The 12675-nt window shown below is 70.4% G+C and carries 12 protein-coding genes; 7 read left to right on the plus strand and 5 right to left on the minus strand.

Going from position 1 to position 12675, the window contains the following annotated elements; translation table 11 throughout:
- Positions 1-209 precede the first annotated feature (209 nt).
- From ACQEVJ_RS19790 to ACQEVJ_RS19820, 7 genes are all read left to right on the plus strand, one after another.
- The gene (locus tag ACQEVJ_RS19790; RefSeq protein WP_433103035.1) at positions 210-746 is read left to right on the plus strand and encodes a methylenetetrahydrofolate reductase C-terminal domain-containing protein; all 537 of its coding nucleotides are present in this window, start codon (positions 210-212) and stop codon (positions 744-746) included.
- On the plus strand, positions 743-1708 hold the full coding sequence (locus ACQEVJ_RS19795) for a methylenetetrahydrofolate reductase (RefSeq protein WP_433103037.1): 966 nt from the start codon (positions 743-745) through the stop codon (positions 1706-1708). The genes ACQEVJ_RS19790 and ACQEVJ_RS19795 overlap by 4 nt, the downstream gene beginning before the upstream one ends.
- On the plus strand, positions 1705-3156 hold the full coding sequence (locus ACQEVJ_RS19800; protein ID WP_433103039.1) for a class I SAM-dependent methyltransferase: 1452 nt from the start codon (positions 1705-1707) through the stop codon (positions 3154-3156). The genes ACQEVJ_RS19795 and ACQEVJ_RS19800 overlap by 4 nt, the downstream gene beginning before the upstream one ends.
- Position 3157: 1 nt before the next feature.
- The gene (locus ACQEVJ_RS19805) at positions 3158-4216 is read left to right on the plus strand and encodes a hypothetical protein (RefSeq protein WP_433103040.1); all 1059 of its coding nucleotides are present in this window, start codon (positions 3158-3160) and stop codon (positions 4214-4216) included.
- A 12-nt stretch (positions 4217-4228) separates the two neighbouring features.
- Complete coding sequence (gene metK / locus ACQEVJ_RS19810) at positions 4229-5467, plus strand: methionine adenosyltransferase (protein WP_433103041.1); 1239 nt, start codon at positions 4229-4231, stop codon at positions 5465-5467.
- A gap of 22 nt (positions 5468-5489) precedes the next feature.
- Positions 5490-6365, plus strand: a complete 876-nt coding sequence (purU, locus tag ACQEVJ_RS19815; protein WP_433103043.1) for a formyltetrahydrofolate deformylase — start codon at positions 5490-5492, stop codon at positions 6363-6365.
- 111 nt (positions 6366-6476) lie between these two features.
- Positions 6477-7496: a carbohydrate kinase family protein gene (locus ACQEVJ_RS19820; protein ID WP_433103045.1), complete on the plus strand. Its 1020-nt coding sequence runs from the start codon at positions 6477-6479 to the stop codon at positions 7494-7496.
- Positions 7497-7649: 153 nt separating this feature from the next.
- Here ACQEVJ_RS19820 and ACQEVJ_RS19825 read toward each other — a convergent pair whose 3' ends face one another.
- From ACQEVJ_RS19825 to ACQEVJ_RS19845, 5 genes are all read right to left on the minus strand, one after another.
- Complete coding sequence (locus tag ACQEVJ_RS19825; protein ID WP_433103047.1) at positions 7650-8681, minus strand: ABC transporter ATP-binding protein; 1032 nt, start codon at positions 8679-8681, stop codon at positions 7650-7652.
- Entirely contained in the window at positions 8678-9685 is a 1008-nt protein-coding gene (locus ACQEVJ_RS19830) for an ABC transporter ATP-binding protein (RefSeq protein ID WP_433103049.1), read from the minus strand. The genes ACQEVJ_RS19825 and ACQEVJ_RS19830 overlap by 4 nt, the downstream gene beginning before the upstream one ends.
- The gene (locus ACQEVJ_RS19835; protein ID WP_433103051.1) at positions 9682-10617 is read right to left on the minus strand and encodes an ABC transporter permease; all 936 of its coding nucleotides are present in this window, start codon (positions 10615-10617) and stop codon (positions 9682-9684) included. The genes ACQEVJ_RS19830 and ACQEVJ_RS19835 overlap by 4 nt, the downstream gene beginning before the upstream one ends.
- Positions 10587-11534, minus strand: a complete 948-nt coding sequence (locus tag ACQEVJ_RS19840) for an ABC transporter permease (RefSeq protein ID WP_433103053.1) — start codon at positions 11532-11534, stop codon at positions 10587-10589. The genes ACQEVJ_RS19835 and ACQEVJ_RS19840 overlap by 31 nt, the downstream gene beginning before the upstream one ends.
- Positions 11535-11871: 337 nt before the next feature.
- On the minus strand, positions 11872-12654 hold the full coding sequence (locus tag ACQEVJ_RS19845) for an IclR family transcriptional regulator domain-containing protein (RefSeq protein WP_433103055.1): 783 nt from the start codon (positions 12652-12654) through the stop codon (positions 11872-11874).
- Positions 12655-12675: the final 21 nt, after the last annotated feature.

The raw sequence follows: 12675 nt of genomic DNA on the forward strand, positions 1-12675 counted from the left end.
GCTCAGATGACTGTCCTCCGCCACGCATATCACCCGTTCAGGGCCAGAGAAGGTGAGTTGTGCGTGGATACAACGTACTGGCCCTCGTATTGGTTCACGTCCCGAAGACATCGCTGCCCTTTGGTGCGAGGCTGCGAGAGGTGACGAACAACGGCGTCATGCGAAATCGAGAAGACAATCATCGATATGCCGCGACCAGGGGCCTGATTATGTCCAACGATATTTCCGCCTCCGCCTCCGCCTCCGCCTCCGGCGCCTGGCCCAGGCCGTTCCGTCCCCGCCTGACCGCCCGCATGGCGTACGCGATGCACAACGTGCTCGGGGCGAACGCGTTCTACCGCGCGTTCGCCGGCCGGCTCGAACGTCATCCTCGCCTCTACGGCTGGTTCACCACGGGGGAGCGGGTAAGCAAGAGTGCACTGTTCGGCTGCCGGATGTGCGGCCAGTGCGCGCTGCCGGCCACCGGCTACACCTGTCCGATGACCTGCCCGAAGCAACTGCGCAACGGGCCGTGCGGCGGTGTGTCGGCCGACGGGCGGTGCGAGGTGCACCCCGGCATGCGCTGCGTGTGGGTGACCGCGGTCGAGCGGGCCGAGGAGGCCTCCCACGGCGCCGACCTGGACATGCTGCACCGCCCGGTGGACCACCGGCGGTGGGGCAGCAGCTCCTGGGCGAACTACTGGCAGGGCCGCGACGAGGGTCTGTGGGCGGATCCGCGCCCAGATGACGAGCCGGTGGCGCGATGAACGGGACCGCTCCTGGCGGGCTTCGCGAGGCGCTGGCCTCCGGCCGGTTCGTGGTCACCGCCGAGATCGAGCCGCCCAAGGACGCCGACCCGGAGGCGATCGAGCGCAAGGCCGCCCTGCTGCGCGGCTGGGTGGACGCGGCCAACATCACCGACAACCAGGGCGCCACGGTCCACATGTCCAGCCTGGCCGCGAGCGTCCTGGCCCTGCGAGCCGGCGTCGAGCCGGTGATGCAGCTCACCTGCCGGGACCGCAACCGCCTCGCGCTGCAGGCCGACCTGCTGGCGGCCGGCGCCCTGGGCATCCCCAACGTCCTGGCGCTGACCGGCGACCATCCGAAGTTCGGCGATCACCCCGGCGCCATGCCGGTGTTCGACCTCGACGGAGTACAGCTGACCGCGACGGCCCGTGCCATGCGCGACGAGGGCGTGATGATGTCCGGCCGGAAGATCGGGACCCGCCCCGGCTGGCTGATCGGCAGCGTGGAGAACCCGTTCGCTCCGCCTCTCGGCTTCCGGGCCCGCAGGCTGGCCAAGAAGGTTGCCGCCGGCGCCGAGTTCGTGCAGACCCAGTTCGTCTTCGACATCGCGGTGTTCGAGCGCTGGATGGCGGAGCTGCGCGCGCTCGGGGTGACCGACCGCTGCGCGGTGATCGCGGGCGTCGGGCCGATCCGGTCGCTACGCGCCCTGGAGTTCATGCGCGGCGGGGTGCCCGGGATCGTCGTGCCGGACGACGTGGAGCGGCGGCTGCGCGCTGCCCCGGCCGGCCGGGTGGCCGAGGTCGGCATCGACCTGTGTGTGGAGACGATCCAGCGGCTCACCCGCATCCCGGGCGTCGCCGGTGTACACGTGATGGCCTTCGGCTTCGAAGGCGGGGTGCCCGACATCGTACGGCGCGCCGAAGTCGGCCCCGCGATGCGCGCCGCGACCGCCACCACAACCAGGAAGGGGCAGTCATCTTGATCGTTGACTTCCGGCCGCACGCCAGGCTGCGGGACCGCGTACCACGAGACATCACCGGCTCGGTGTCACCCGTGCTGGAGGCGCTCGGCGAGGAGCGCGCGGACCTGGCCCGGGTACGCCTGGTCTACGACTGGGTGCAGTACCGGGAGAACTTCCGCGACGTCGTGGACGTCCGGCCGATCCTGTCCCGTGCCGCGCCCGGCGACGACGCCTTCGAGGTCGCCGTGGACGTACGACGCGGCGCGGGTCTGCCGCTCCGTGAGCTGACCGCGGAACGGCTCCGCGAGAAGGCGGGCGACGTGGTCTTCCTGGAGGACTGGGGGCCGACCCGGGAGAGCCGCATCTGGGACTTCAACACGATGTACTGGTCGGCACTGCGGAGCTGGGAGGAGGCATCCGGCCAGGAGTACGAGCAGGCGCTGCCCGGCGGGCGGAGCGACGCCCGCAACCGGGACGCCGCCGCCGATGTGATCCGCGATCTGTTCGCGGTCTGGGATCGGCTGGCCGACACCGGCGCGTTGCCCGAGGAGCTGTACGTGGTCGAGCTCGGCGTCGGCAACGGCAACCAGGCCCGGGTGTTCCTGGACGTGTTCCGCGACCTCGACCACGTGCACGGCCGGGGGTACTACGACCGGCTGCGCTACCTGATGTGCGACTACTCCCAGCACGTCCTGGACCTGGCCCGGGAGAACGTGGCCGGCCACGCCGCGCGAGTCGCCTCGTACGTGGCGGAGGCCAGCCGCCCGTGCGACGTCCTCGGCTTCCTGCGCGGAAGGGTGTTCCTGGTCTACGTCTCCAACGTCTACGACAACCTGCCGACGGACGAGGTCGCGCACCTTGCCGGGCGGACGTACCGGGTCGAGACGCGGGCCTGCCTGCCCGCGACGGGGGCGGCGGAGCTGGCCGCGGCGTTGTCGGCGAGTCCCGTCGAGATTCCCGCCCTGGTGGGTGAACTGCTGCGGCTTGGCCCGGACGGGCTCGCCGCCGCCACGCCGGAGCTTTTCCCCGGCGTCGCGGCGGCGGTGGACTTCTGGCGGCGCACCTGGTCGATGCTGCGGCTGAAGGAGCGATACGTGCCGCTCGGCGCGCTCGACCTGTACGCGCTCGCGCCGTCGGTCAGCGGGGAGATGCTGCGCCCGCTGCTGGAGTCCGGCGGTGACATCCGGATGCATGTGAGCAACGGCGCGCTGGCCGGGTTCGTGGACAGTCTGACCCTGCTGCACCCGTTCGGCATGCTGGTCTGCCACGACCTGTTCGTGACCGACGTGCAGGGCTACCGGACCGGCTTCCGCGGCCCCGGAAAGTACGACGGCTCAGTGGTGAATTGGGTCAACGGGCCGCTGCTCGCGCACGTCGGCCGCCGTATGGGCTTCGACGTGCGGTTCACCCCCTTCCGGCACACGGGCGGCGGGAACATCGTGACGCTGACGGCTCAGGTGGGGGACTGACATGGCTCGCGGAGCGGTGATGGCCCGCGTCCCGGTTCTGCCGACCACCGTGGTCGGCTCCTATCCGGTTCCGGAGTGGATGGAGCGGCTCAAGACCGACTACTACCGGGGCCGGATGAGCTTGGCGCACCTGACCGACATGCACGAGATGGCGATCAAGGCGGCACTGCGGGACCAGGAGCTGGCCGGCATCGACATCGTGTCCGACGGGGAACTGCGCAGGGACAACGACATCGACTACTTCCTGGCCAGAATGCCGGGCATCGAGATCGCCGAGACGCCCAAGGACTTCTACTTCGACTACTACGACCCCAAGCTGACCGCCCCGCTGCCGGAGTCGTCGCCGCTCGGGCTCGCGCGGGACTTCGCCTTCACGGCCACGCAGACCTCCGCGCCCATCAAGTTCTCCTTCACCGGGCCGTTCTCGCTGGCCCACCGCGTGCAGGATGAGGTGTACGCGGACCGCCGCGACCTGGTGCTGGCGATCGCCCGCACCCTGAACGCCGACGCCCGCGCGCTGGCCGCGTGCGGGGCCGAACTGCTGCAGATCGACGAGCCGTTCCTGGCCGGCCATCCCGAGCTGGTGCGGACCGCGGTCGAGGCGATCAACATCGTGACCGAGGGCGTGGACGTCACCTGGGCACTGCACGTCTGCTACGGCAACCGGTACGCCCGTCCGCTGTGGGAGGGCCACTACGACTTCCTGTTCCCCGCCGTGCTGGACACCACGGTGGACCAGCTGGTGCTGGAGTTCGCCCGCAAGGGGCAGGAGGACCTGCCGGTCGTGGCCACGTCCTGGGACCGCGACCTCGGCATCGGCGTGCTGGACGTGAAGAGCGCGGAGGTGGAGTCCCCCGAACTGGTCGCCTCCCGCATTCGCGACGCCCTGCGGCTGGTGCCCGCCGAGCGACTCATCGTCAGCCCCGACTGCGGGCTGCGCAACCTGTCCGGGGCCGTCGCGCGGGCCAAGCTCGCCGCGATGGTCCAGGGCGCGGCGACCGTACGGCGCGAACTCGACGCGCTTTCCCCCGTGCCCATCCCGACCGAATCCATGGCGTAAGGAGCCCGATCGATGTCACCGTTGGTATCCACCGACTACCTGTTCACCTCCGAGTCGGTGACCGAGGGACACCCGGATAAGGTGGCCGACGCCATCTCCGACGCGGTCCTGGATGCCGCGCTGAGCGGCGACCCGCACTCCCGGGTGGCCTGCGAGACCTTGGTCACCACCGGCATGGTCGTGCTGGCCGGCGAGATCACCACCTCCGCACGGCTGGACTACCTGCGCATCGTCCGGGACACCGTCACAGGCATCGGCTACGACGACGGGCGCCTGGGCTTCGACGGCAAGACCTGCGCGGTGCTGGTCGCCCTGGACGGGCAGTCCCCCGACATAGCGCGCGGCGTCGACCAGGCGCGCGAGCACCGCGACCGGCTCTCCCAGGACGAGCTGGACCGCACCGGAGCCGGTGACCAGGGCATGATGTTCGGCTACGCCACCGATGAGACGCCCGAGTTGATGCCGATGCCGATCGCGCTCGCGCACCGGCTTTCCCGGCGGCTCGCCACGGTCCGCAAGGACGGCACCATGGACTACCTGCGGCCGGACGGAAAGACCCAGGTGACCGTCCGCTACCAGAACGGCGTGCCGGTCGGAGTCGAACGGGTGCTGGTCTCCACCCAGCACGCCGAAGAGGCGACAGCGGAGCAGATCCGCGAGGGCGTGTGGCGGCACGTGGTCAGCGAGGTGCTGCCGGCTGACTTCTACGACTCGGACGATCTGCGCGCGAGTCTGCTCGTCAACCCGACCGGGCGCTTCGTGGTCGGTGGGCCGGTGGGCGACGCGGGCCTCACCGGCCGCAAGATCATCGTTGACACGTACGGCGGGTACGCCCGGCATGGCGGGGGCGCGTTCTCCGGCAAGGACCCGTCCAAGGTGGACCGCTCGGCGGCATACGCCGTCCGGCACGTGGCCAAGAACGTGGTGGCCGCCGGCCTCGCCCGGCGCGCCGAGATCCAGGTCGCGTACGCAATCGGCGTGGCGCGGCCGATTTCGTTGCTGATCGACACCTTCGGCACCGAGCGGGTCGCCCCGGAACTGATCCGCAAGCTGGTCGAGGAGTACTTCGACCTGCGCCCGGCGGCGTTCCGGGACTACCTGGGCCTGCACCGGCCCATCTACGTGCCCACCGCGGCGTATGGCCACTTCGGGCGCAACGACCTGGATCTGCCCTGGGAGCGGACCGACCGGGCCGGCGAGCTACGCTCGGCCGCGGGCCTGTCCGCCGACGCGATGCCGGAACATGTCTGAGGGCGGCCTCCCCACGTCCGGCATGGCGAGCTATGACGGTTCCCTCCGCGACGTCGGCCGCCTCACCGTGTCGTGCGCGGATGGACCGGGCATCGTCGCCATGATCACCACATTCCTGCACGAGCGCGGGGCCAACATCGTGCAGTCCGACCAGTACTCCACTGGGGCCGCTGGCGGGCGGTTCTTCCTGCGTATCGAGTTCCACCTGGCCGAACTGCGCGACCGGCTGGTCGGCCTGGAGGCCGCCTTCGCCGAGCAGGTGGCGCCCATGCTGGGCGCGCGGTTCAGGTTGCGGGACGCGTCGGTGCCCACCCGGGCCGCGCTGTTCGTCTCCAAGTATGACCACTGCCTGCTTGACCTGCTGTGGCGGGCACGCCGCGGCGAGCTGCCGATGGAGATCGCGATGGTGGTCTCCAACCATCCCGACCTGGAGAAGGACGTGACCTCCTTCGGCGTACGGTTCGAGCACGTCCCGATCACCAAAGCGACCAAGCCGGAGGCCGAAGAGCGGCAGCTGAGCCTGCTGCGCGGCCGGGTCGATCTGGTGGTGCTGGCGCGTTACATGCAGATCCTCTCGGGCGATTTCCTGGGGCGCGCCGGGGTTCCAGTGATCAACATCCATCACTCGTTCCTGCCCGCCTTCGCCGGCGCGGGACCGTACGAGCAGGCCAAGAGGCGCGGGGTGAAGCTGATCGGCGCCACCGCGCACTACGCCACCGAGGACCTCGACGAGGGCCCGATCATCGAGCAGGACGTGGTGCGGGTCTCGCACCAGGAGACCACCGCGGAGTTGGCCCGGCGAGGTGCGGACATCGAGCGGACCGTGCTGGCCCGCGCCGTGGCCTGGCACTGCGCGGACCGGGTGCTCGTCAACGGCCGCACCACCGTCGTCTTCTAGCTTCTTCCCACCCCCGCCACGGGGGCGGCCCGAACGCCCCATCGCCCGCCCTCGGGCGCTCCGGACGACTTATCGGCCGCCCCCGGTGGCCCGGCATGCCCAGGAGAGACCATGCTCCCCGCAACGATCGCCGTGACCGGGTCGATCGCCACCGACCACCTCATGCGCTTTCCCGGGCGTTTCAGCGAGCAGCTGGTCCCCGGGCAGCTCGACCGCCTCTCGCTCAGCTTCCTGGTTGATGACCTCGTCGTGCATCGTGGCGGCGTGGGGGCGAACATCGCCTTCGGCCTGGGGGTGCTGGGCCGGCGGCCGGTGCTCGTCGGCGCTGTCGGCCGCGACTTCGATGGCTACCGCGAATGGCTGGAAAGGCACGGCGTGGACTGCGCCGGCGTCCTGACCGTGGCCTCCGCGCACACCCCTCGTTTCACCTGCACGACCGACGACGACCAGTGCCAGATCGCCTCGTTCTACACCGGTGCCATGGCCCAGGCGCGGACGATCTCACTCGCCCCGCTCGTACGCTCGCACCGGATCGGCCTGGTGATCGTCGGCGCCAACGATCCGGACGCGATGATCGCGCACACCGAGGAGTCGCGACGGCTCGACATCCCGTTCGCCGCCGACCCCTCCCAGCAGATCGCCCGGGTGGACGGCGAGCGGTGCCGCGCGCTGGTCGACGGCGCGAAGTACCTGTTCACCAACGAGTACGAATGGGAACTCCTACTGCGGAAAACCAGGTGGACCGCGGCGGACGTGGCTAAGCGGGTCGAGCTGTGCGTCACCACACTGGCGGGCGACGGCGTGCGCGTCACTGACCGGGACGGAACCCAGGTCCGGGTCGCCGCCGTGCCCGCACGCGAGATCAAGGACCCGACGGGCGGCGGCGACGCCTTCCGGTGCGGCTTCCTCACCGGGGTTGACCTCGGCCTGCCGGTGGAGCGCGCCGCCCAGCTCGGCTCGCTCATCGCCACTCTGGCCCTGGAGAGTGACGGCGCCCAGGAATGGACGATCACCGCGGACGCCGGCGTCACCCGTTTGCGCGAAGCGTACGGTCCCCGAGTGGCCGCCGACCTGGAGCCGATCCTCCGCACCGCCCTCAGTGGTCGCGGCCGGAAGTTTCGCGAGGGTTGACGGATCGCGGGTCGGCGCCCTGCGCGTGATCGGGAGTCGGACAGGCGGGAGAAACGGCTGGCGTTTCTCCCGCTCGTCATTGGTCGGCTCAGACCGGTGGATCACGCCCCAGCATGATCGCGAAGTGAGATCACATCGATGGCGCGACCTAGGCTAGGCGCCGCCGCGGTGGATGCAGGCGACGCGGTGGTCCTTACCGACGGCGATCAGCGGCGGGTCGAGCACCGCGCACTCCTCGGTCGCGATCGGGCAGCGCGTGCGGAACCGGCAGCCGGACGGCAGATCGATCGGGCTCGGCGAATCTCCCGTCAGCACGATCCTGGTACGGCGGCGCTGGGTCATCGGGTCCGGCTCCGGCACCGCGGACAGCAGGGCCTGGGTGTAGGGATGCCGCGGCGAGCCGATCAGCTCGCTGACCGCCCCCTCCTCCACGACGCGGCCGAGGTACATGACAGCCACGCGGTGCGACAGGTGCTTGATCGTCGTGACATCGTGCGAGATGAGGATCATCGCCTGGCCGGTGTCTTCCTGTAGCCGCAGCAGCAGGTTGAGGATCTCCGAGCGGGTCGACAGGTCAAGCGCCGAGGTCGGCTCGTCCGCGACCAGGAGCCTGGGTGACAGCGCCAGCGCCCTGGCGATGCAGACCCGCTGCCGTTGGCCGCCGGAGAGCTGGCCCGGATAACGATCGACGAGGGCCGGGTCCAGAGCCGCCCGTTCGAGCAACTCCGCCGCCCGCTGGTACATGTCCCGGCGGCGGCACCGCCCGTGTACGAGGAGGGGCTCGGCGACGGCGTGCCCGATCGTCTTAGTGGGGTCGAGCGCCGCGAACGGATTCTGGAAGATCATCTGTACGTTGGCGCGGGCCCGCCACAGTTGTCGGCCGCGAGCCTTGGTCAAGTCGTGCCCGCCGATCTCGACCGTACCGGAGTCGGGGGTGAGCAATCGGGCGATGACCCTGCCGACGGTGCTCTTGCCGGACCCGGACTCGCCGACGATGCCCAGCGTCTGGCCGGCGTAAACGGTGAGGTCCACACGCTCTACGGCGTGCAGCCGCTGGACCGTACGCCCCAGCGGGTTCCGCTTGATCGGAAACGTCTTGACCAGAGCCCTGGCCCGCACGACGGGGTCGCTCTCCGGAGTGGCCCCGCCCGGCGTGGGCGTCGCATCGGTCTTCGGCATGCTCATGTGCGGCTCCCTAGCACCAGTTCGCCGGCCGCGACCCGGTCGCAGAACGTGAAGTGGGCGTCATCGTTCACGGCGCCGTGCTGCTGCTCAGCGCAGCACGGCTCGGCGTAGGAGCACCGTGGCCGGAACCGGCAGCCGGACGGAAGTGCACCGCTGGCAGGGACGCGGCCCGGGATGACGTTCAGCATCGTCCGCGCGCGGCCGGCCTGTGGCACCGCCCCGAGGAGGGCCTCGGTGTACGGGTGCCGGGGCGCGTGGAACAGCTCCTTGGCCGAGGCGCGTTCGACGACGTGCCCGGCGTACATGACGACGACGTCCGCGCAGAAGTCGGCGACGACTCCGAGGTCGTGGGTGACGAACAAGATCCCGAGCCCGAGGTCGCGTTGCAGGTCCTCCAGCAGTTTCAGGATGTCGGCCTGCACGGTGGCGTCGAGCGCAGTGGTCGGCTCGTCGGCCAGCACCATCGCCGGTTCACACGCGATCGCGGCGGCGATCATCACTCGCTGCTGCATGCCACCGCTCATCTCGTGCGGGTACGCACGGGCGCGCACTGCCGCGTTCGGGATCCCCACCCGGTCCAGCAGTTCCGTGGCCATCGCGCGCGCGGCGCGGCGCGACTCGCCGAGGTGCAATCTGCGGGACTCGCCGATCTGGTCGCCCACGGTCATCGTCGGGTTCAGGCTGCTCATCGGCTCTTGGAAGATGGCGCCGATCGTACGGCCCCTGAGGTTGCGCAGCGCGTGTTCGCCGGCGCTCAGCACGTCCACTCCGCCGAGCGTGATCGAACCGGCGGCCACTCGCATGCGCGGGGGCAGCAGGCCGAGGACAGCCAGCGAGGTGAGCGTCTTGCCGCAGCCGGACTCTCCAATCAGCGCGACCGACTGGCCTCTGCTTACGTCGAAGTCGACGTCCTGTACGAGGGCGCGCTGGCCAGGGCGGCCGGTGAAGTCGATGACGAGCCCGCGCACCGACAGGACCGGCTCGGCGCCGTTCCCGTTCGTCACGAGTGCCTCCCGGTGGTGATGACATCGCGCAGGGTGTCGCCCAGCACGTTGAAGGCGAGCACGGTCAGGGCCAGTGCGGTGCCAGGGGCGACCGCGCCGAACGGGTCGCGGAACTGGTTCTGATAGGCCGCGGAGAGCATTGATCCCCAACTGGTGTCGGGGGGCTGGACTCCCAGTCCGATGAAGCTCAGGCTCGCCTCGGCGAGCAGAGCGACGCCCATCAGGGTCGTGACCTGGACGAGCAGCGGCGCCGCGACATTGGGCAGGAGGTGCACCCACAGCATGCGATTGGTTGAGCAGCCGATCGATTCCGCCGACTCCATGAAGGTTTCGCGCGAGGTGGCGAGAGCGGCGCCGCGCACGACGCGGAACAGACTCGGCGCGAAGGCGATTCCGACCGCGATCATTGAGTTGACCAGCCCCGGGCCGAGGATGGCGATGATAGCCATGGACAGGGCCAGCGCGGGCAGGCTCATCACCGCGTCGGCGAGGCGGCCGGCCGTCGCGTCGACCAGGCCGCGGCGCAAGGCGGCGAGGAGCGCGATCGGCAGGCCCAGGACGGCGGCCGTCACGATCGCGATCAACGGGGCGAGCAGGGCGATCCGCGAGGCGGTCATCATGCGGCTGAGGACGTCGCGACCGAACTCGTCGGTGCCGAGCAGGTGGGTCAGGCTCGGCCCGGCGAAGCGGTCGCCGAGATTCTGCGCGACGGGGTCGAACGGGACCACGAACTGCGCCCCGACCGCGAGGAACAGGAGTAGGAGCAGGAAGAGGATGGCGGTCAAGCTGGCCGGGCTGCGCAGGAACGCGCGCGAGATCTCCCGCAGGGGGGACCGGGCGGGCGTCTGCGGGGTGCCGGCGACGATCGGGGCTTGCTGGACCGCCGCGTCCGGCGAGGTAGTCACGATGTACGCACCTTCGGGTTGACCCATTGATAGGCCACGTCGACGATCAGGTTGATGGAGACCATCACGACCGCGGCCAGCAGGACGTACCCCTGGATCATCGTGTAGTCGCGGTCCTGGACGGCGCGGAGCGCCAGCGTGCCGATCCCGCTGACACCGGAGACGGCCTCGACGATGATCACGCCGCCCAGCAGGTGGCCGGCTTGCAGGCCGATTACGGTGATGACGGGGATCGCGGCGTTGCGTAACACGTGTCGGCGTACCAGCAGTGCTCCCCAGGCGCCGCGCGCGCGTGCGGTGCGCACGTAGGGCTCGGCCATGACGTCGGCGACGGCGCCGCGCGCCTGCCTGGCGATCTGCGCCGCGGTGGCCAGCGCCAGGGCGAAGCCGGGCAGGAGGATGTGCTGGAGCCACGGACCGAAGCCGTCGCTGAGCGCGGTGTAGCCGGTTGCGGGGAGGAGGCGGAGCTTCATCGCGAAGATCGAGATGAGCAGCATCGCCACCCAGAAGCCGGGGACGGCGATCCCGATGGTCGTCATCGTGCTCACCGCCCGGTCCAGCCAGGTTCCCCGGTTCAGACCCGCGATCACGCCCGTGCCGACACCGATCACGACCGCCAGCAGCAGAGCGGTGAGCGCGATCGACAGGGTGGGGGGCAGCGCGTCGAGGATCGACTGGGCCACGGGCCGCGGCGAGGTCAGCGAGGTGCCGAGGTCTCCCCGCACCACCTGGGAGAGCCAGCGCACGTACTGGGTGAGCAGGGGCTGGTCGAGCCCGAGCTGCGTGCGGATGACCTCGACCTGGGCGGCGGTCGCGTTCTCGCCGGCTGCGGTCCTGGCAGGATCGCCGGGGATCAGGCGCACCATCAGGAACGCCATCACGGAGACGAGCCAGAGGACGAGGAGGCCGGCGGCGAGCCGGCGGGCGATGGCGGTGAGGCTCATGAGCGCACCGGGTCGGCGTGGCGCGGACGGGGGGTGGCATGCCGTCCGGCGGCCATCGATCGTGAGCCGGCGATAGCGGGCGAACGTCGAATCATGGCGCTCTCCTCTACAATATCGTCCATATTGTGAACAGCATGTTCAAATTAGGATGGGGGCAGCGTATGCGGCACCGGCGCACGGCACAAGGTCTTCACCCGAGGATCCGTCGCGCCCTTTTATGAGGGGGCACGACCGCGCGGACCGACGCCATGCGCGGCGCGAAACGGGGCGTACGTGGCGGGGGCGCGTGTGCGGCGATGCCGAGGAGGACGCGCGGAGATCACATGACGGAATCGGGTCAGGAGATGCCGAGGCGGAATTCGCGGACCTCGCCGCCGAGGTCCGCGGTTAGCTGGTCGGCGGTCTCGCGGACGCGGCGGGAGCGCTCAGGTACCGCGGCGTCGGTCGTGGTGCCCCCGAGTCCGACGACCGCGAGCGAGGCGCAGAGGCCGGTGGCGTCGAAGACGGGCGCCGCGACGGCGACGACGCCGACGTCACGGTGGCGCACCACCGACAGGCCGGTACGCCGCGCCTCCTCTACGTGCTCGTCGAACGCCGCCCGCGCCGCGGGGCGGAGCCGTTCGCGTTGGGCGTCGATGCGCGTGGCCTCACGCGGGAGGAACGCGGCGAAAAGGACACCCTGTGCGGCGTCCACGGACAGCACCGTACCCAACCGCACCGTGAGGACCGCCTCGGCGATCCGCGGCTCCGCCACGTGGACCACCATCGGCCCCGTCGAGGCCCACAGGCTGAGCGTAACCGTGGCGCGCAGCTCGTCGCTGAGCGCGGCCATGGGTCGCGGCGCGATGGCGAGCACGCCCGCCGACCCGGTGGCCATCGCACCCAGCTTCGTTGCCAGCGGGCCGACGACGAAGCTGGAGTTCCTGCTGCCGGGCTCCAGTAGCCCGACCGTGGTCATCGAGGTCAGATAGCGGTGGGTCGTGGTGCGGTTGAGACCGAGCGCGGAGGCGACGTCGACCGTGACCAGCTCGGTGCGGTCGACATTGAACAGCCCGAGGATCCGGCTGAGTCTGGTGACCGCCTGAATGTCGGCATGGCCCAGCTCGTCAGAGGCCTGCATCGAAACCGCCGCTCTCGAGAC

Origin of the sequence: Microbispora sp. CA-102843, from assembly GCF_050936215.1 — a bacterium.
Lineage (GTDB): Bacteria > Actinomycetota > Actinomycetes > Streptosporangiales > Streptosporangiaceae > Microbispora.

Bases quoted from the DNA above. Each gene is read 5' to 3' on its own strand.
- ACQEVJ_RS19790 (WP_433103035.1), top strand. From the start codon at position 210: ATGTCCAACGATATTTCCGCCTCCGCCTCCGCCTCCGCCTCCGGCGCC.
- ACQEVJ_RS19795 (WP_433103037.1), top strand. From the start codon at position 743: ATGAACGGGACCGCTCCTGGCGGGCTTCGCGAGGCGCTGGCCTCCGGC.
- ACQEVJ_RS19805 (WP_433103040.1), top strand. From the start codon at position 3,158: ATGGCTCGCGGAGCGGTGATGGCCCGCGTCCCGGTTCTGCCGACCACC.
- metK (WP_433103041.1), top strand. From the start codon at position 4,229: ATGTCACCGTTGGTATCCACCGACTACCTGTTCACCTCCGAGTCGGTG.
- purU (WP_433103043.1), top strand. From the start codon at position 5,490: ATGGCGAGCTATGACGGTTCCCTCCGCGACGTCGGCCGCCTCACCGTG.
- ACQEVJ_RS19820 (WP_433103045.1), top strand. From the start codon at position 6,477: ATGCTCCCCGCAACGATCGCCGTGACCGGGTCGATCGCCACCGACCAC.
- ACQEVJ_RS19825 (WP_433103047.1), bottom strand. From the start codon at position 8,681: ATGAGCATGCCGAAGACCGATGCGACGCCCACGCCGGGCGGGGCCACT.
- ACQEVJ_RS19835 (WP_433103051.1), bottom strand. From the start codon at position 10,617: ATGGGTCAACCCGAAGGTGCGTACATCGTGACTACCTCGCCGGACGCG.
- ACQEVJ_RS19840 (WP_433103053.1), bottom strand. From the start codon at position 11,534: ATGAGCCTCACCGCCATCGCCCGCCGGCTCGCCGCCGGCCTCCTCGTC.
- ACQEVJ_RS19845 (WP_433103055.1), bottom strand. From the start codon at position 12,654: ATGCAGGCCTCTGACGAGCTGGGCCATGCCGACATTCAGGCGGTCACC.